Raw genomic sequence first — 19,012 nt, 5'->3', positions numbered from 1 at the left:
AAGATGCGTGAACTCTTGGTAGAAACAGCCAATAAAAGTTACCCTGTCGTAGTTGGGGAAGGTGCTCTTGCACAGCTGGAAGAACTTTTTTCAGGTGCGCTTAAAAAGACAACTAGGCTTTTGATCATTGCGGATGAACATGTTTCAAATCTGCATGGGGAAACGGTTCTTACATATATGCCGAAAGATCTGCCGTATGAATGGCTAACCGTTCCGCAAGGCGAAAAGGCAAAGTCCTTTCAAGTATTTGAAGATTGCTTGACGTTTGCCCTTGAAAAAGGGCTGGACCGCCATTCATGTATTGTGGCATTAGGCGGAGGAGCGACAGGTGATTTAGCAGGGTATGTCGCTGCTAGCTATATGCGGGGCATTTCATTTGTGCAGGTGCCGACAACGATCTTAGCTCATGACAGCGCAGTTGGCGGGAAGGTGGCGATCAATCATCGTTTAGGCAAAAACATGATTGGCCATTTCCACCAGCCCGAAGCGGTTATTTATGATACTCGATTTTTAAAAACGCTCCCTGAAAAGGAGATTCGGTCTGGCTTTGCTGAAGTCATTAAGCATGCGTTAATAGCGGATGAATCCTTTCTGATGGAACTGATGAGCAAGGTTACTGACCTAGAAGCGATCGAACCCGACTTTTTAGAATACTGTCTGCAAAAAGGCATAGAAATTAAAGGGGAAATCGTCGGCGAAGACGAAAAAGAACAAGGTATTCGGGCATTTTTGAATTTTGGCCATACATACGGACACGCGCTTGAAGCAAGACTTGGCTATGGAAACGTTACGCATGGCGAGGCGGTCGCAGCAGGAATGGTGTACGCCATTTATGCCAGCCAGCAAAAACAAGGCTTGTCATTCGATTTAAAAAAATTTATGGAATGGCTCGAACAGCTTGGCTATCCGCTGGAATTAAACAAAGACCTGCCGTTTGAAGAGCTATACAGCTTGATGGCAAGGGATAAAAAAACGGTTGGACAGAGTATTCGTTTTGTGCTGTTAAAGCGCATTGGAGAACCGCTGATTTGTGAAATGACGAAGGAAGAGCTGTTAGAAGCCGATCGGTTTATGCGAAAGGGGGAATAAGTATGATCAGGGGAGTACGAGGAGCAGCTACTGTTGATGAAAATAATCACGATATGCTTGTTGATGCAGCTGAACAGCTGCTAAAAGAAATGATCAGCCTAAACAAAATAGAAGCAGAGGATGTCTGCTCAATTTTTATTTCAGTCACAGAGGACTTAGATGCGGCATTTCCGGCAAAAGCAATCAGAAAAATAGAAGGCTGGTCGTATGTGCCGGTGATATGCATGAAGGAGATCCCAGTGCCCGGAAGCCTTGAGAAGTGTGTGAGAATCATGATGCATGTAAATACGGAAGTGCCTCAAAAGGACATTCAGCATGTCTATCAGGGCAAAGCGGTTTCACTTCGTCCGGATTTACAAAAACAGCAAAATTAATTAGACCTATACAATTAGATAAAGTGAGAGCGGGAGTGAGCAATATGAAATGGAAACAGCAAATCATTAATTTAAAAGCTTATCAGCCAGGACGGTCCATTGAAGAAGTGAAAAAGAAGTATAACCTTGAGAAAATCGTAAAGCTTGCCTCTAATGAAAATCCTTTCGGTTCTTCAAATAGAGTCAAAGAGTTTATTCAAAGCTTTGCGGATTCTTATGCTATTTATCCAGACGGTTATACAACAGTCCTTAGAACCGCTCTCAGCGAGACACTGAACGTTAAAGAAAACCAGTTAATTTTCGGGAACGGATCGGATGAAATTATCCAAATTATTTCTCGAGCTATGCTTGAAAATGGAAAAAATACAGTCATGGCTGCCCCTACTTTTCCCCAGTACCGTCACAACGCGGTGGTCGAAGGTGCAGAAGTTCGGGAAATCCCGCTTGTTGAAGGCGCGCATGATCTAGAGGCCATGGCAGAAGCAGTCGACAGTCAAACGGCAGTCGTTTGGCTGTGCAGCCCGAACAATCCAACAGGGGTGTATATTAAAGATCAGGAATTAAAAGCGTTTTTGGATAAAATGCCAGAGGACGTTTTGGTTGTTCTTGATGAAGCTTATTACGAATATGTCACCGCGGATGATTATTATAATGCGCTAGAAATTATTAAAGAATACCCGAACGTCATAGTGACCCGGACGTTTTCTAAGGCTTATGGGCTCGCGAGCTTCCGTGTAGGCTATGGATTTGGTTCAGAGGAAATTATCCGGTTATTAGAACCGGTTCGAGAGCCTTTCAACGTCAATACATTAGCGCAGGGAGCAGCGGCAGCCGCCTTGTCTGATCAAGCATTCGTGGATACATGCCGTGCGGAGAATCAAAAAGGGTTAGAGCAGTATTATGAATTCTGTGAACAGGAAAGCCTGTCTTACTACCCTTCTGAAGGAAATTTCATATTAATTGATTTCCAATGTGACAGCGATCAGTTATTTGAGTATTTAATGGCGAAGGGATATATTATCCGTTCCGGAAAAGCGCTGGGCTTTCCGACATCAGTCCGTGTAACAGTCGGTTCATTTGAAGAGAATCAAGGAATCATTGAAGCGATGAAGAGTTTCATAGCAGAAAAAGCAATTAAATAGTAGGTGGTTTGGAATATGAGAGGAAACGTTTTTATTGCGGGACTTGGACTGATTGGCGGTTCCTTAGCCATCTCCATCAAGAAAGCCCACCCTCAGGCTAAAATTATCGGCTATGATATTCAAGACTCGGTAGCCAAGCTTGCGGAAGCCTTAAATGTGATCGATAAGCAAGCAAGTTCATTTCAAGAAGGAGCTGCACAGGCGGATTTAATTGTGTTAGCTGTTCCTGTTCTGCAAACAGAAGAAATGATTGAGATGCTTGCAGATTGTGAGTTGAAGGATCAGGTCATCATTACAGACACCGGCAGCACGAAGAAGCGGATTATGGAATGTGCGAGGATCTTTAAAGATCAAGGTGTAACATTTATCGGGGGACACCCGATGGCCGGTTCTCATAAAAGCGGTGTGACAGCAGCTAAAGGGCATCTATTTGAAAATGCTTTTTATTTGCTGACGCCAGAACCGGATACAGATGAAAAGCAGCTGGCGATTTTAAAGAAGTGGCTTGAGGGGACGAATGCTAAGATTATAGAGGTGACGGCTGAAGACCATGATGAACTGACAGGGGTCGTCAGCCATTTTCCGCACATTATTGCGGCCTCTCTTGTCCATCAGGCGCAGCATTTTAATGAGAATAATTCGTTAATTTCAAGACTTGCTGCCGGCGGATTTAGAGATATTACGAGAATTGCCTCCTCTAATCCTGAAATGTGGAAAGACATCTCTTTACATAACAAAGAAGTGCTTTTAAACTTGCTGACAGGCTGGCAGAAGGAAATGCAGCATGTGATAGATATTTTAAAAGAAGAAAGTCATGCCGGCTTGTTTCATTATTTTAATGAAGCGAAAGTGTTTCGTGACCAGCTGCCGGCTAAATCTAAAGGGGCGATCCCTTCATTCTACGAATTATATGTGGATGTGCCTGATTATCCGGGCGTGATCTCAGAAATTACCGGATACCTGGCAGAAGAGCGAATCAGCATTACGAACATACGGATTATGGAAACCCGAGAAGATGTGTATGGGGTTCTGTTAATCAGTTTCCAAAGTGACAAAGATCGAAAACGAGCAAAAATCTGCATAGAAAAGCATACGAATTATGACCTTTTTCTTGCATAAAGAGGGATGATGAATATGGGACGAACAACACTGAACTTTTCAAACAAAACACTTAACGGAACGCTCGAAGTTCCAGGAGATAAATCGATTTCCCATCGATCGATCATGTTCGGGGCTTTAGCAGAAGGCAAAACAGTGATTCGCCATTTTTTAAAAGGAGAAGACTGTTTAAGCACTATTTCCTGCTTTAGAAAGCTTGGAGTCAAGATCGAGGAAACAGATGAGGAAATCATTGTCCATGGGGAAGGGTGGAACGGTTTAAAAGAGCCTGTGGCCATTTTAGATGCCGGAAATTCCGGAACGACCACAAGACTTTTACTTGGCATTTTAGCCGGCCGTCCGTTCCATTCCGTGTTAATTGGAGATGAATCAATCGCCAAGCGTCCAATGGACCGAGTAGTCGTGCCGCTTTCTCAAATGGGTGCTCGAATTGCGGGCCGTGAAAATGGAAAATATACACCGCTCTCCATTCAAGGAACGAACCTTTCAGCTATGCGCTATGAGCTGCCGGTAGCCAGTGCGCAAGTAAAATCAGCTATCATTTTCGCTGGATTGCAAGCAGAAGGAGACACGGTCATTATTGAGCCGCAGCCAACTCGTGACCATACAGAAAAAATGATTGCACAGTTCGGCGGAACCATTGTCCGCAATGGGGATGAAATCACCGTAACTGGCAATCAAGTGTTTAAAGGGACAGATGTGTACGTGCCTGGAGATATCTCCTCAGCCGCTTTCTTTCTCGTGGCAGGAGCGATTGCACCGAATAGTGCCATTACGCTAAAGAATACCGGCTTAAATCCGACGAGAACGGGAATTCTTGATGTGTTAAAGCAAATGGGAGCAAATATGGTGATCGAGGAAGAAGAGGCAGTCGGAGAGGAAAAAGGCACGGTGACCATCCGTACGTCCAATCTATCAGGCACTGAAGTTGGCGGAGATTTAATTCCGAGATTAATTGATGAAATCCCCATTATTGCTTTGCTTGCTACTCAGGCAGAAGGAACCACAATTATTAAAGATGCGGAAGAGTTAAAACACAAGGAAACGAATCGAATAGATACGGTAGTGAATGAATTGAAGAAGCTCGGGGCAAATATTGAGGCGACTCCAGACGGAATGATTATTCACGGAAAAACGCCGCTTTCTGGCGGTTCTGTTTCCTCTCACGGAGATCACCGAATCGGCATGATGCTGGCTGTAGCGTCACTTGTCTCATCCGGAGATGTGATTCTTGAAAACCCGGAAGCAATTGCGGTTTCCTATCCGGAATTCTTCCAAGATCTAGAACGATTATATGAATAAAACGAAGAGGAGCTGATTTTATTGGCTCCTTTTTCTGATGAAGAAGGAAATCTCTTCTTTACGGAGAATTAAATAAATAACGAATAAGAAATTGCAAAAAAGTTGAAGCCAGCCACATCTTTCTTTATGATAGCTATAGCAGAAATAATGATGGCCGGACAAATTTATTAAAGGCTGTGTTGAAAGAAAGGATTCGAATACCATGTCATACCCACAACAAATGCTTAAGAGTCTAGAAGAAGGAGACTACAGCCAAGCTTCACATTTGTTTAAAAAGGTTCAATCATCCTCGACGGATGAAGAAAAGTTTGCACTCGCAGAAGAGTTATACCACTTAGGGTTTTTAGAGGAAACTCAGAAGCTGTATGAAGGGCTATTAAAGGATTATCCAGAGGAAGGAGAACTTCGGGTGCTGTTAGCTGAAGTTCTAGTGGAAATGGATAAAGAGGAAGAAGCACTGCTTCAGCTCGAGCAAATGGAAGCAGAAGATGAATTTTACCCTCGCTCATTGTTGCTCTTGGCCGATCTATATCAAATGCAGGGTTTGTATGAAGTGAGTGAACAAAAGCTCCAAAAAGCGCTAGAATTGCTTCCTGACGAGCAAGTGATACAGTTTGCGCTCGCAGAACTGTATTTAGAACAAGGGAAATTTTTAGAAGCCGTCCGTTTTTATCGCATTCTTCTTGAGAAGGGTGTGGAGGACTTGGCAGGGGTTTCTGTTCACCAGCGTGTAGCAGAAGCACTGAGTGCAGGAGGAGCGTTTGAAGAGAGCCTTGCTCACTATGAATCGGCGCTTGAAAGCAAGCTGGAAATCAATACCCTTTTCGGTTATGCTTTTACGGCTTATCAAGCAGGATACTACAAAACAGCGATTGAGAAGTTTGTAGAATTAAAAGCTCTGGATCCTGATTACCACTCTATCTATCTATATTTAGCTAAGTGCTATGAAATAGAAGAAGAATTGGAACATGGCGTTCATACGGTGAAAGAAGGCATTCAGCATGATGAGTTTCAAAAAGAGCTTTATTTCATAGGCGGGAAGCTTTCCTTAAAGCTAGGGCGTGAAGATGAAGCGGAGACATTCTTCCGTGAAGCTTTGGCACTTGACCCTGAATATTCGGAAGCTGGTTTAACTCTAAATAAACTGCTGCTGCATCAAGAACGGTATGAAGATGTATTGGAGATCTCCGGCATGTTAAAACGAGAGGGAGATGAAGATCCGCAGTTTTTCTGGGACGAAGCAAAAGCTCTCAGCCAGCTTGAGAAATATTCACAGGCATTAAATGCTTATGGAGAAGCATATAATTTCTTTAATAACAACCGGGACTTCTTAGAGGAATATGGGTATTTTCTATTGGAAGAAGGAAAACGCAAGGAGGCGCTGCAAATCTTTACGAAGCTTCTGACGGAAGATCCGACCAATGAGGAATGGATTCTTTTATCTGAACGTCTTCAAGAGTAACAGCCCCTCACTAAATTTTGCAGAGGAGGGAAATATCGATGGCAACCCCTGTATCTGTTCACGAGAAGAAAGACTTTATTCGCTGGTTTCTTAATCATTATCAATTAAAAAGAAGAGAATCAGTATGGATTTTAAATTATTTAATGAGTCACGATCAGCTGATGGAGAAAGTCCATTTTGTCGATGATGCCCAGTATTGCCCACGCGGCATGGTTATGTCTACCCACTGTGTAGAAAGTGCGCCATTTCGTTTTTTTAAAGAGAATATTATGACAACCGATGCTGAAAAGTCTTTTCATGACATCCGTCTGAATAAAGACGAAGATATTTTCATTGAACTGAAATTCCGCAGTTCCAATGTCTCCCATCAATATGCGGCTGTACTGGAAGAAAATCCATTTATGCCGAAGAATTTAAAAATCACTGAAAAAGATAAAGAATTGGCCGAGAACTTTTTGAAAGAAAGCATTTATCAATTTCAAAAAGAGCGGCTCTTAAAAAATATCGATGAAGCACTCGACCGTCAAGATAAACAAACGTTTGAGGCGCTGGCGCAAAAATTGAAGCAGCTTAACTGAACCTTTGCTTAACAGGCAAAGGTTTTTTCCGTATTCGGTGGAGATTCATACAATCGGGTGGTATGATGAATCTATCAAATGATTAAGGGTGAAATACAATGAATTGGAATAGTAAAGATACGGAATTATTCCGGCAGCAAAAAGAATATGTGGATACGGTCATTATGCCGCTTGTGCCTCTTTCTTTTAACGAAGGGATGAAAGGTGCTGCTTCGCAGTATGAATTTCTGCAATTGCTGACGGTCTTGCTTGAAAAACAATTTAGAGGCAGAATTTTGCTCGTTCCCCCATTTACATATCTAGAGCAGCAAACAGCAGATGAAAAGATCACGAACTTGAATCAGTGGCTAAAGGAGATCGGACAAGCAGGTTTTAAACATACGTTTCTATTAACCTCCGACAGCTATTGGAAAACAGAAGAAAATCAAATCGACGGTTCTCTGATTTGGGTTCCTTCCGTTCCGCTCGAGCATATGGAAGAGTCCTATAAGTACTCATTAATAGAAGATCAAGCGAAACAATTTGTCAATATCATCGTTCAAAAATGGCAGGAGAATATGTCATAATTCAGAAAATCGTCACATAGTTTCCGGCTTTTTCAAGCACTACCGTATTGACCTGATTTCGACTTTGGATTATCATAATTATGTCCTAGTTTATGTTTGTGCGCTTATATACTGTCCGTGACGGACGCAGCTTACGATAGAGGGGGGAAAAGAATGAGCAAACAACGTGTATCAAGACGTCAGTTTCTTAACTACACGCTTACTGGTGTAGGCGGTTTCATGGCAGCAGGCATGCTTATGCCGATGGTCCGTTTCGCAGTGGATCCTGTATTAGCTACGGCTGGTGCCGGTGAATACCACGCGACGAAACAAAAAGTTGATGAGTTGACTAAAACACCAACACGTGTGGACTTCTCTTATGAACAAAAAGATGCATGGTACACTTCAGATGTAACTCAAACAGCATGGGTTTACAAAGATGATAAAGGCGAGATTGTAGCCCTTTCACCTGTATGTAAACATTTAGGCTGTACGGTTGCCTGGGAAGGCGGAGACCACAAAAACCAGTTCTTCTGTCCATGCCATAACGGCTTGTATGAAAAAAGCGGAAAAAATGTTCCGGGTACACCACCGACAAAACCACTTGACTATTATCCAACAAAAGTTAAAGACGGTTTTCTGCAGCTTGGTAAACCAGAACCATCAAAGATCGTGTAAAGGAGGCGTAATACATGCTTAACAAGATTTATGATTGGGTTGATGAGCGTTTAGATATTACGCCTTTGTGGCGCGATATCGCTGATCACGAAGTGCCTGAGCACGTAAACCCAGCTCACCATTTCTCAGCATTTGTTTATTGCTTTGGCGGATTGACATTCTTTATTACCGTCATTCAAATTCTTTCCGGAATGTTTTTAACGATGTACTATGTACCTGATATTAAGAACGCTTGGGAATCAGTTTACTATCTTCAAAATGAAGTAGCATTTGGTGTTATTGTCCGTGGTATGCATCACTGGGGTGCGAGTTTAGTAATCGTAATGATTTTCTTACATACTTTACGCGTGTTTTTCCAAGGTGCATATAAGAAACCTCGTGAATTGAACTGGGTAGTGGGAGTATTAATCTTCTTCGTTATGCTTGGTTTAGGCTTTACAGGCTACTTATTGCCTTGGGATATGAAAGCGTTATTCGCTACAAAAGTTGGTATTGAGATCGCAGCTGCTACACCGTTTATCGGTGAGCAAGTGAAAATTCTTCTTGCCGGCCACAGTGATATCGTTGGAGCTCAAACGCTGACTCGTTTCTTTGCGATTCACGTGTTCTTCCTTCCTGCAGCATTGCTTGGATTAATGGGAGCTCACTTTATGATGATCCGTAAACAAGGTATTTCTGGTCCATTGTAAGAATTTTTTGACGATTATTGATCGTAGACATTTTTTGTAAAAAGGAGGGGTCGCTATGCATCGTGGAAAAGGGATGAAGTTCGTTGGTGATTCACGTGTGCCAGCTGAACGCAAACCGAATATTCCTAAAGATTATTCGGAGTATCCTGGTAAAACAGAAGCCTTCTGGCCAAACTTTTTGTTAAAAGAGTGGATGGTAGGAGCTGTTTTCCTTATCGGATATTTATGTTTAACAGTCGCGCATCCGTCGCCGCTTGAGCGTGTTGCGGATCCTACAGATACAGGATATATTCCATTGCCGGATTGGTATTTCTTATTCCTTTATCAATTATTGAAATATACGTATGCTTCTGGACCATATAACGTTATCGGTGCGTTTGTTATTCCAGGACTTGCATTCGGAGGACTTCTTTTAGCTCCATTCATTGACCGCGGACCTGAACGCCGCCCAATGAAACGTCCGTTTGCGACAGGCTTTATGATGCTTGCATTAGCTGCTACTGTATTTTTAACTTGGGAATCTGTTGCTTATCATGACTGGGAAGCGGCAAAAGCACAAGGTAAGATCACAGAAGAAGCAGAAATTGATGAAAACTCTGATGGGTTCAAAATCTATCAGGAAAACGGCTGTATCAACTGTCACGGGGATAACCTGGCAGGCGGAGCAGCTGGCCCAACATTAGTTGGCACAGGATTAAAACCTGATGAAATTAAAGAAATTGCTAAAAACGGTAAAGGCGCAATGCCTGCCGGCCAATTTAAAGGGAATGATGAAGAGCTGGACAAACTGGCGGAATTCATTTCTACATTGGAAGCAAAATAAGAAATTGAATGCCCCAACTTGTTTGGGGCATTTTTCTTTTTGTATAATAAACAGAAAGCAGCTCTATGGGAGGCGTATTTCTTTGAAGCAAATCTATTGGATATTAACCAACCGTTCCTTTCTATGGGCCTTGTTTATTATTAATGTAGTAGGCACGGTTTACGGGTACATTTGGTATGGTTCACAATTAGAAAGAACGGAGCCTAAGTTTTGGCTATTCGTACCGGATAGTCCGACGGCGAGTTTATTTTTTGTATTCGTTCTGCTTGGCTTTCTGCTGAAGAAACAGTGGGGTCTTTTTCAAGCTTTAGCTGTCATCACTTTATTTAAATACGGAATTTGGGCAGTGGTGATGAATCTGCTGACGTTAAAAGTCACAGGATTTTTGCCATGGGAAGGATATATGCTGATGGCGTCTCACCTAGGTATGGCTGTTCAAGGGTTGCTGTATGCTCCATTTTACCGAATCAAAACGTGGCATCTGGTATTCGCTGCTGTTATTACACTTCACAATGAGATCATCGATTACGTGTTTATGCAATATCCGGTGTATTCGCAACTAAGTTTATACATACAAGAGATCGGCTATTTTACGTTTTGGCTAAGTGTATGTTCGATCTTTATCGGATGGTACGTGGGAGTCCGCGATAAAAGAATGACTTGGTCCATGCCTGAATACTAGAATGATTCAAACCTTGCTTACTTTTCCTGCTGATGAAAAGAATTGTTCACGTTTTAGAAGAATACAGATGAACAAGTAACTTTCCTTATTGTTCTACTCTCTTTTTTTGCTCATACATTAAAAGTAGGAGTTATAGGAGGGAGAACAATGAGAATTTTAGGATATTTACTTGTCATATGCTGTTTCTTAATGACCCCGATAACTAGCCAGGCTGAAAGTTTAGATTCTCCGCTTCTTAAATTAGACAATATTGCGGACCAGGCGTTAGAATTTACGAATGCTGGCCGATACAGCCAAGCTGAGGATCTTCTCTTGTACTTTAATAATGAGGTAAGTCTGATTCAAACGGAGGGAGTTTTATTATCCACCAGTGAGTGGGCGGTAATCAATGCTTCCTATCAGCAAGCTCTTCTTGCCGTACAGAACCCCGAGGGAAAAGAGAGGGAATGTGTGGAAGCTGTAACTTCGTTTCGATTAGCGGTAGATGCCGTGGCAACTAATCAGCAGCCTTTATGGACTGAAATGGAAGAGCCTGTTATGTCCGCATGGGCTGCGCTTAAATCCACCGCCAAAAAGCAGGATGCGCAGGCATTTAACGAAGCATTAAACACGTTCTTATCCACTTATAATATGATCCAGCCGAGTTTAAAAGTGGATATGCCTTCCAAGGATTTCTCTTCATTAGACAGCCAAATTCATTCCATTGATCAATTACGGGAAAAATGGGCAGCGGATGGTCGTACCGGACAAGAAATGGAACAGCTTGAGAAAGAACTGCAAATGTTATTTAAACAGACCCATGATGAACCAGCTCAGCCATCACTTGTGTGGGTCATAAGTATTACAGGAGGCATTATTATTTCCACATTATCTTATGTCAGCTGGAGAAAATTCAAAGGTGCACAAGAAGAGGTGCGAAAGAAGCAGAAGAATTGACATGAAAATAATATAAAGGGTAAACTATAATCAAGAAAACAAATAAAATTTGGGGGTATTTAAAAAGCTATGGGGTTTATAATTTACTTTTTGCTTCTTATCGCCGTTCCGCTTTGGGCGCAGATGAAGGTAAAGAGCACATATAAGAAATATTCCAAAGTTCCGGTATCGACTGGGATGAATGGTGCAGAAACGGCTCGCCGAATTCTTGATGATAATGGATTGCACAATGTGAAGGTCGTTGAAACAAGAGGATTTTTGAGTGATCATTACAATCCTCTAACTAAAACGGTTCACCTGTCTTCCAATAATTTTCACGGACATTCGATCGCCGGAGCAGCAGTTGCTGCACATGAAGTAGGCCATGCTATTCAAGATGCTGAAAGCTATGCATTCCTTCGATTCCGTCATGCGCTAGTACCAGTGGCTAATATTAGTTCTAATCTATCTTGGATCTTTATTATGATCGGTATTTTCTCGACTATCTCACAAATGTTATTGCTTGGTATTGTTTTAATGGCAGCAGGTGTACTTTTCCAAATTGTTACGCTGCCGGTTGAGTTCAATGCTTCATCAAGAGCAATGGATCAAATTGTTTCATCTGGGATCATTCGCAATGATGAAGAGCGTGAAGCCCGCAAAGTATTAAATGCAGCAGCTATGACATACGTAGCAGCAGCAGCGGTAGCGGTGCTAGAGCTTGCGCGTTTATTGCTAATGTACACAGGAATGACAAGTGAAGATTAATAAGTAAAAAACAAAGCAGGCGAGCTCGCCTGCTTTGTTTTTGTGTAAGACATATGTTTTATACTTCAATAGGCTGTTTATTTTCGTCTAAAGTAAATCCTTCGCCAAGGACATCGTGAACGACTGTCACAGAAACGAAAGCGTGCGGATCGATGGATGTGATGATATTTTTCAAGCGGACAATTTCATTTTTTCCTACCACACAGTAGAGGACTTCACGATTCTCTTTTGTGAAAGATCCATGCCCTTTTAAAACAGTCACACCTCTGTCCATTTTCTGGTTGATTTTCATAGCAATTTCATCATGGTGGTTAGAAATAATCATCGCACCCCGAGCGGCATAGGCACCTTCTTGCATAAAGTCGATGACTCTTGCGCCAACAAAGACAGCAACCAGTGTGTACATTGCTTCACGATAATCGATATACGTTAATAAAGAAGCAATAATGACGCAGGCATCGAAGATAAACATGGTTTTTCCCATGCTGATCTGCCAATACTTATGAACGAGCCGGGCGATAATATCTACTCCGCCAGTAGTGCCCCCATACCTAAATGTGATGCCTAGCCCAATGCCGATAAATACCCCGGCAAACAAAGCGGCTAAGAATAAATCATTATGAAGCGGGATGGCCAATTGGTATCTCTGAAATAGCCAAAGGAAAACGGAAAGGCTCACAGTACCAAGAATGGTGTAATAAAAAGAGGTTTTCCCAAGCAATTTCCATCCGATAAAGAACAGCGGTATATTTAAGATCAGGTTTGAATAGGAAGGATCAATGCCAAATAAACTGTATAATAGCAAAGTGATACCAGTAAAACCGCCTTCGGCTAAATTATTTTGCATATTAAAATGAACAAGTCCAAAACCGAAAATGGCAGATCCTAGAATAATAAAAAAGATATTTTTCATTTTCATGCAGCGTCCGCCTCCTTAACATAGGATGAATTGATGTTTGTCGATAGAAGTCATTATATAGAACAATAATGATTCCGACAACACTTGATTGAGAGGAGGAAGTCGACTTCAATGATCCTTAAAAATATAAATTCATTGTCATTATTTAAAGAATTAGCTAACATGAAAATAGTATGAAACGAAAGTGTGGTGAAATCTGGGATGGCCAAATCCATTCAAGACATTCAAAAAGAAGTAGACGACTACATCAGCCAGTTCAAAGAAGGATATTTCAGCCCATTAGCCATGCTTGCACGGGTAACGGAAGAAGTAGGCGAATTGGCAAGAGAAGTGAACCATGTATATGGGGAGAAGCCAAAGAAGTCGACTGAGAAAGAAAAAGCGATAGAAGAGGAACTTGGTGATCTGCTGTTTGTCATTACGTGCTTCGCCAATTCATTACATATTGATTTAGAAACTGCTCATAACCGAGTAATGGATAAGTTTAATACGAGAGATAAAGACCGATGGACGAGAATAGAGGAGGAATAACAATGGAAACAGTGAAAATTATTATTGCAGGAGCACGCGGAAGAATGGGTGCAGAAGCTGTTAAGATGGTTCAGGAGACAGAGAGCTTTCAGCTGGTTGCCGTACTTGACCATAAACACGAGGGGAAATTGTTAAGCGAGATTGAAGGGTTCTCTGGGGCAGATGTGCCAATTTTTACCGACATGAATAAATGCTTTACTGAAATAGAAGCGGACGTACTGATTGATTTAACTACACCGGAAACGGGGTACATACATACAAAGACAGCGCTTGAACATCATATTCGCCCAGTGGTCGGCACAACAGGATTTACAGACTCCCAGCTAGAAGAACTTAAACAGCTGGCAGAAGAAAAAGGGTTAGGATGCATTATTGCGCCAAACTTTGCTATTGGTGCGGTACTCATGATGAAGTTCTCCGAAATGGCCGCTAAATATTTTCAGGACATTGAAATCATTGAACTGCATCATGATAAGAAGCTTGATGCTCCTTCTGGCACAGCTGTGAAAACGGCTCAAATGATGGCAGAAGTGAGAGAAACGAAGACGCAAGGGCATCCGGATGAAAAAGAAACGATCCAAGGAGCAAGAGGAGCCGATTTTGATGGCATGCGTATTCACAGTGTCCGCTTGCCAGGGTTAATTGCTCACCAGCAAGTATTGTTCGGAGAAGATGGCCAGACACTCACGATCCGTCATGATTCCTATAACCGCGCATCTTTCATGTCCGGGGTTAAAATGTGTGTAGAAACTGTGATGAAAACAGATACGCTTATTTACGGTATGGAGCATATTATCGGTTAATAAGGAGGCAGTTATGAACATCGCATTAATTGCGCACGATGAGAAGAAATCAGAATTAATTTCATTTGCAGAAGAACACAAGGAAGCATTTGCAAAGCATACGCTGTTCGCTACAGGTACGACAGGCAAGCGGGTTCATGAGCAGACTGGTCTTCCGATTCATTGCTTTAAATCAGGACCGCTCGGGGGCGACCAGGAGATCGGAGCGGGAATTGCCAGAAAAGAAATAGATTTGGTCTTTTTCTTTCGTGACCCATTAACTGTGCAGCCTCATGAACCAGACGTTTCCGCTCTAGTTCGCCTTTGCGATGTATATACGGTTCCGCTCGCAACGAATATTGGTACAGCTCGTATATTAGTGGACAGTTTGAACGAAGAAGAAATAGGCGAGAAAGCAGGAGAAGCATAAATGAGTAAAACAATTGACGTGCTGGCGTTTGGTGCTCATTCCGATGATGTAGAAATCGGGATGGGCGGCACCATCGCTAAACTAACATCTGAAGGGAAAACAGTTGTCATTTGTGAATTGACAGAAGCGGAACTGTCATCAAATGGAACGGTTGAAAGCCGCAAGAAAGAAGCGGACCGAGCGGCTGACATTCTCGGTGTCAAAGAAAGGCTGAACCTTGGTTTGCCTGATCGCGGTCTTTTTATTACACAAGAAGCGATCCGATCGGTCGCAGAGGTCATTCGGCAATATTCCCCCTCCATCATTTTTGCTCCGTATGAAATAGATCGCCATCCCGACCACGGACAGTGCTCCAAACTTGTTCAAGAGGCATTTTTTTCAGCAGGCATCAGAAAGTATCAAACGGCTGAGTCAGCAGTCGCGCATAAGGCCAGAGCGCTATACTTTTATATGATTAACGGGTTTCATACACCAGACTTTTGTGTAGACATCAGTTCATATATTGAAATGAAAAAACAAAGCTTGCTATCTTACCAAAGCCAATTTATCAAAGATGCGGGCACGGTGGATACGCCATTGACAAGCGGATATATTGAATCTGTCATCGCTCGGGAGCGTTTGATGGGCAAAGAAGTCGGAACGGAATTTGCAGAAGGTTTTTTCGCTTCGAAACCATTATTACTAAAGGAAGATTTAATAGGTGATTAACGTGAAATTAAAAATTGGCATTACTTGTTATCCTACTGTAGGAGGCTCTGGTGTCGTTGCTACAGAACTGGGGAAATTACTAGCGGAAAAAGGGCATGAGATCCACTTCATCACTTCAGGCATTCCCTTTCGTTTGAACCGTATGTACCATAATATCTATTTTCATCAAGTGGATGTGAACCAGTATTCTGTGTTTCAATACCCGCCCTATGATATTGCCCTAGCCAGTAAAATGGCAGAGGTGATTAAAAGAGAGAAACTAGATATTTTGCATGTGCATTATGCCATTCCGCATGCAGTATGTGCCATTCTCGGCAAACAGATGGCTGACTCTGATATCCAAATAGTTACCACGCTTCACGGTACAGATATTACGGTGCTTGGCTATGATGCATCTTTGTCAGGTGCGATTCGATTTGGCATCGAGAAGTCAGATGCTGTGACGGCCGTATCTGACGCTCTGGCCAAGCAGACATTAGAAGTGATCGCGCCAAAGAAAGACATACATACTATTTATAACTTTATCGATGAGCGGGTCTATCGGCAGTCGGAGACGATTGAGCCATTAAGAAATGAGCTTGGGATCCTTTCTCATGAAAAAGTAGTGATGCATGTATCTAATTTCCGCGGAGTCAAGCGTGTACCGGACGTCGTTCATGTATTTGACCGCATTTCTAAAAAAATGCCTGCAAAATTACTGTTAGTGGGAGATGGACCGGAAATGTCGGTCGTTTGCAAACTGGTGACAGAATTAGGTCTCGAGAGCAAGGTATTATTTTTAGGGAAACAAGATAATTTAAACGAGCTTTATTCCATCAGCGATTTAACGCTGCTTTTATCTGAAAAAGAAAGCTTTGGATTAGTGGCATTGGAATCAATGGGCTGCGGGGTGCCGTGCATTGGAACCAATATAGGAGGAATCCCTGAAGTCATTGAGGATCAATATAACGGTTATATTTGCCCGGTAGGCGACATTGATCGAATTAGTGAGCAAGCGATCCATTTGCTGACGGATAAGGAAACCTATGACCGGTTCAGTCAAGCTGCTCTTAAAACGGTTGAGAGCAAATTTCATTCTGAAACGATTGTGAAACAATATGAAGAATTATACTGGTCTTTACTTCAAGAACAGGTGAAACAAAAATGAAAAATGAAGAGTTGTTTATTCAGGCGGCACCGATTTTAAAAGAACTTGAAGAAGCAGGATACGATGCCTATTACGTAGGAGGGGCAGTTAGGGACTATTTACTGGGCCGTCCTATTGGGGATGTAGATATAGCCACTTCTGCACTTCCTGAAGAAGTAAAGGCACTGTTTCCAAAGACGGTGGACGTCGGCATTGAACATGGCACGGTATTAATCATTTACCGGGGAGAAGGGTATGAAGTGACGACCTTTCGAACAGAATCTGATTATAAGGATTTTCGACGCCCTGAAACCGTAGCATTCGTCCGGTCATTACAGGAAGATTTGAAAAGACGGGATTTTACGATCAATGCGATGGCAATGGATCGCAGCCTTTCATTAGTTGATCCATTTCAAGGGCAGAAGGATCTTAGGGACAAGCGGATTCAAACGGTCGGCTCCGCTTGGGAAAGGTTTACTGAAGATGCGCTCCGAATGATGAGAGCAGCGCGGTTTGTCAGCCAGCTGAATTTCGAGCTAGATGAAGCAACAGCAGATGCTCTTATACAGCAGTCGCATTTATTAAAGCATATAGCCGTCGAACGGAAGTTAAATGAGATGGAAAAGCTCTTGGGCGGCCCCGGCAAGAAAAAAGGGCTGCGAACGTTATTGCAAGGCGGACTCTATCCTTTTCTGCCGGGCATAGGTGAAGAGAAACAAATACTTGAACGAATACTTGATCTTCCTATAGATTCTCTTACAGCGGATCAAATGTGGCTGCTTTTGACATGGATTGCAAGTCCTGAAAGACCTGATCTCTTTTTGAAGGAATGGCGGATGCCTGCAAAGAAAGTTAAGTCGTTATCACGAGCCGTACAACTATTGCGGGAAAGACAGTCGGAGAGCTGGACGCGGTACAAGTTGTATCAGGCTGGTCTAGCCACGGCAGTTGATGTGGAGGAAGTGCACGCCGCTCTTCATGAGAATCCTCGATTGTCGGAGAAAGCGTGGCTTGAAGAAGAATATCACAAACTGCCTATTTATGACCGCCAAGCTTTAGCGGTAAGCGGAGAAGATCTGAAGGCGTGGAAAGACACACCGGGAGGACCTTGGATTAAGGGTTATTTAGAGAAAATAGAGCAAGCAGTGATTAACGGCGAATCGGACAATGATCGAGAAAAAATAAAGGAGTGGCTGAAATCATGCAATCTTCTGTAAAGCATAAATTGCTGGAGGCGTTTTCTGAAGCGGATGGTGAATTCGTATCTGGACAGGCTCTCGCAGAAATCGTGGGCTGTTCTAGAACGGCCGTGTGGAAACATATTGAAAGTCTAAGAAGTGAAGGATTTGAACTAGAAGCCGTAAGAAAGAAAGGCTATAGAATTATTGCTGCGCCAGATAAAGTGACAGAAAACGAAATTATGATCGGCCTTCATACAGAGCGCCTTGGGAAACGAATTGTGTTTAAAGACAGTACAGATTCGACTCAAAAGGAAGCTCATCGCTTAGCGCAGGAAGATTTTAAAGAGGGAACCGTGGTCATCGCAGAAGAGCAGACAGCCGGCAGAGGCCGCATGACAAGAACTTGGCATTCTCCGAAATACACGGGTATTTGGATGAGTGTGATCTTAAAGCCGCAGCTCCCTCCTTATAAAGCTCCCCAGTTTACACTGATTACCGCTGTCGCGATAGTTGAAGCCATTATTGAAGTTACCGGCATGACGCCAGAAATTAAGTGGCCCAATGATATATTAATGAATGGGAAGAAAATTACCGGCATCTTAACTGAATTGCAGGCAGATGCGGATCAGATCCATTCTATTATTATTGGAATTGGCATGAATGTGAATCAGCCCGAATTTCCGGAAGAACTGAAGGATATTGCCACATCACTGGCTATTGAAACAGGAAACAAGGTTTCAAGAGCGAGATTGATACAGGAACTGCTGAAAAATATTGAGCGCTATTATGATATATATATTGAAGAAGGCTTTTCTGAGATTAAAAAGCGCTGGGAAACCTATGCCATTTCTATTGGCAAACAGATCACCGCCCGCACCGTTCAGGCGACGATAGAAGGAAAAGCGCTGGGTATTACGGAAGAAGGAGTATTAAAGCTTCTTGATAAAGAAGGCACGATTCACGATATTTATTCGGCGGATATTGAAGTAAACAATTAACGGCCAGATTAGAAATTTTAAATAGTCAAAAAATAGATTGGTTGTTATAATGTAACTGGGCAGTATCCTTTGGAGCTGCACCTGCAATGGTACATGAGTGTGACTAATTAAATCATTTAGTTCTGCCTTGATCCAAACGGACAGGGACAGAGGGTCGAAACAACTGCTAAT

The 19,012-nt window shown here is 42.5% G+C and carries 22 protein-coding genes; 21 read left to right on the top strand and 1 reads right to left on the bottom strand.

From position 1 onward, the window contains the following. Positions 1-3 precede the first annotated feature (3 nt). From aroB to JOC78_RS04495, 14 genes are all read left to right on the top strand, one after another. Complete coding sequence (gene aroB / locus JOC78_RS04560) at positions 4-1,089, top strand: 3-dehydroquinate synthase (protein WP_204553298.1); 1,086 nt, start codon at positions 4-6, stop codon at positions 1,087-1,089. A 2-nt stretch (positions 1,090-1,091) separates the two neighbouring features. After that, entirely contained in the window at positions 1,092-1,463 is a 372-nt protein-coding gene (aroH, locus tag JOC78_RS04555; RefSeq protein WP_204553297.1) for a chorismate mutase, read from the top strand. A gap of 44 nt (positions 1,464-1,507) precedes the next feature. Beyond that, positions 1,508-2,605, top strand: a complete 1,098-nt coding sequence (gene hisC, locus JOC78_RS04550) for a histidinol-phosphate transaminase (protein ID WP_204553296.1) — start codon at positions 1,508-1,510, stop codon at positions 2,603-2,605. Between the two features lie 15 nt (positions 2,606-2,620). Further along, positions 2,621-3,724, top strand: a complete 1,104-nt coding sequence (locus tag JOC78_RS04545; protein ID WP_204553295.1) for a prephenate dehydrogenase — start codon at positions 2,621-2,623, stop codon at positions 3,722-3,724. Between the two features lie 15 nt (positions 3,725-3,739). Beyond that, on the top strand, positions 3,740-5,026 hold the full coding sequence (gene aroA, locus JOC78_RS04540; protein ID WP_204553294.1) for a 3-phosphoshikimate 1-carboxyvinyltransferase: 1,287 nt from the start codon (positions 3,740-3,742) through the stop codon (positions 5,024-5,026). Positions 5,027-5,228: 202 nt separating this feature from the next. Next, positions 5,229-6,488 (top strand): tetratricopeptide repeat protein, encoded by a 1,260-nt coding sequence (locus JOC78_RS04535; RefSeq protein WP_204553293.1) that lies wholly within the window; start codon positions 5,229-5,231, stop codon positions 6,486-6,488. 38 nt (positions 6,489-6,526) lie between these two features. Further along, a complete protein-coding gene (locus JOC78_RS04530; RefSeq protein ID WP_204553292.1) occupies positions 6,527-7,066 on the top strand; it encodes a ReoY family proteolytic degradation factor in 540 nt (179 codons plus the stop codon). 98 nt (positions 7,067-7,164) lie between these two features. Beyond that, complete coding sequence (locus JOC78_RS04525; RefSeq protein ID WP_204553291.1) at positions 7,165-7,632, top strand: YpiF family protein; 468 nt, start codon at positions 7,165-7,167, stop codon at positions 7,630-7,632. A gap of 153 nt (positions 7,633-7,785) precedes the next feature. Next, positions 7,786-8,289, top strand: coding sequence for a Rieske (2Fe-2S) protein (locus tag JOC78_RS04520; protein WP_204553290.1), 504 nt, complete (start codon positions 7,786-7,788; stop codon positions 8,287-8,289). A 14-nt stretch (positions 8,290-8,303) separates the two neighbouring features. Further along, positions 8,304-8,978, top strand: coding sequence for a menaquinol-cytochrome c reductase cytochrome b subunit (gene qcrB / locus JOC78_RS04515; protein ID WP_204553289.1), 675 nt, complete (start codon positions 8,304-8,306; stop codon positions 8,976-8,978). A gap of 55 nt (positions 8,979-9,033) precedes the next feature. Beyond that, positions 9,034-9,801 carry a menaquinol-cytochrome c reductase cytochrome b/c subunit gene (locus JOC78_RS04510; RefSeq protein ID WP_204553288.1) on the top strand — a complete coding sequence of 256 codons (768 nt, stop codon included), beginning with the start codon at positions 9,034-9,036 and terminating at the stop codon, positions 9,799-9,801. Positions 9,802-9,883: 82 nt separating this feature from the next. Beyond that, a complete protein-coding gene (lhaT, locus tag JOC78_RS04505) occupies positions 9,884-10,483 on the top strand; it encodes a lipoprotein heptaprenylglyceryl N-acetyltransferase LhaT (protein WP_239586990.1) in 600 nt (199 codons plus the stop codon). A gap of 147 nt (positions 10,484-10,630) precedes the next feature. Continuing rightward, positions 10,631-11,419, top strand: coding sequence for a sporulation protein YpjB (locus JOC78_RS04500; protein WP_204553287.1), 789 nt, complete (start codon positions 10,631-10,633; stop codon positions 11,417-11,419). 69 nt (positions 11,420-11,488) lie between these two features. Then, on the top strand, positions 11,489-12,166 hold the full coding sequence (locus JOC78_RS04495; protein ID WP_204553286.1) for a zinc metallopeptidase: 678 nt from the start codon (positions 11,489-11,491) through the stop codon (positions 12,164-12,166). Positions 12,167-12,224: 58 nt separating this feature from the next. Here the strand turns inward: JOC78_RS04495 and JOC78_RS04490 are convergent, their stop codons facing one another. Beyond that, positions 12,225-13,085: a YitT family protein gene (locus tag JOC78_RS04490; protein WP_204553285.1), complete on the bottom strand. Its 861-nt coding sequence runs from the start codon at positions 13,083-13,085 to the stop codon at positions 12,225-12,227. A gap of 201 nt (positions 13,086-13,286) precedes the next feature. On the opposite strand from JOC78_RS04490, the gene JOC78_RS04485 reads away from it, so the two are divergent. Genes JOC78_RS04485 through JOC78_RS04455 form a run of 7 tightly spaced genes read left to right on the top strand, consistent with a single transcriptional unit; the run spans position 13,287 to position 18,841 of the window. Then, the gene (locus JOC78_RS04485; protein WP_204553284.1) at positions 13,287-13,616 is read left to right on the top strand and encodes a nucleotide pyrophosphohydrolase; all 330 of its coding nucleotides are present in this window, start codon (positions 13,287-13,289) and stop codon (positions 13,614-13,616) included. Between the two features lie 2 nt (positions 13,617-13,618). Next, positions 13,619-14,419 carry a 4-hydroxy-tetrahydrodipicolinate reductase gene (gene dapB, locus JOC78_RS04480; RefSeq protein ID WP_204553283.1) on the top strand — a complete coding sequence of 267 codons (801 nt, stop codon included), beginning with the start codon at positions 13,619-13,621 and terminating at the stop codon, positions 14,417-14,419. 13 nt (positions 14,420-14,432) lie between these two features. Further along, positions 14,433-14,828, top strand: coding sequence for a methylglyoxal synthase (locus tag JOC78_RS04475; RefSeq protein WP_204553282.1), 396 nt, complete (start codon positions 14,433-14,435; stop codon positions 14,826-14,828). Further along, positions 14,829-15,536, top strand: a complete 708-nt coding sequence (gene bshB1, locus JOC78_RS04470; protein WP_204553281.1) for a bacillithiol biosynthesis deacetylase BshB1 — start codon at positions 14,829-14,831, stop codon at positions 15,534-15,536. It abuts the gene before it with no gap. After that, positions 15,532-16,683 (top strand): N-acetyl-alpha-D-glucosaminyl L-malate synthase BshA, encoded by a 1,152-nt coding sequence (gene bshA, locus JOC78_RS04465; protein ID WP_204553449.1) that lies wholly within the window; start codon positions 15,532-15,534, stop codon positions 16,681-16,683. The genes bshB1 and bshA overlap by 5 nt, the downstream gene beginning before the upstream one ends. Next, positions 16,680-17,879: a CCA tRNA nucleotidyltransferase gene (locus tag JOC78_RS04460; protein WP_204553280.1), complete on the top strand. Its 1,200-nt coding sequence runs from the start codon at positions 16,680-16,682 to the stop codon at positions 17,877-17,879. Before bshA ends, JOC78_RS04460 begins: the two co-directional genes overlap by 4 nt. After that, positions 17,864-18,841, top strand: coding sequence for a biotin--[acetyl-CoA-carboxylase] ligase (locus tag JOC78_RS04455; RefSeq protein ID WP_204553279.1), 978 nt, complete (start codon positions 17,864-17,866; stop codon positions 18,839-18,841). The genes JOC78_RS04460 and JOC78_RS04455 overlap by 16 nt, the downstream gene beginning before the upstream one ends. Positions 18,842-19,012: the final 171 nt, after the last annotated feature.

Origin of the sequence: Bacillus ectoiniformans (assembly GCF_016908875.1) — a bacterium.
GTDB classification, from domain to species: domain Bacteria; phylum Bacillota; class Bacilli; order Bacillales; family Domibacillaceae; genus Bacillus_BX; species Bacillus_BX ectoiniformans.
The sequence above is the reverse complement of the archived record's forward strand: the minus strand, read 5'-3'. Positions and strand labels throughout refer to the sequence as shown.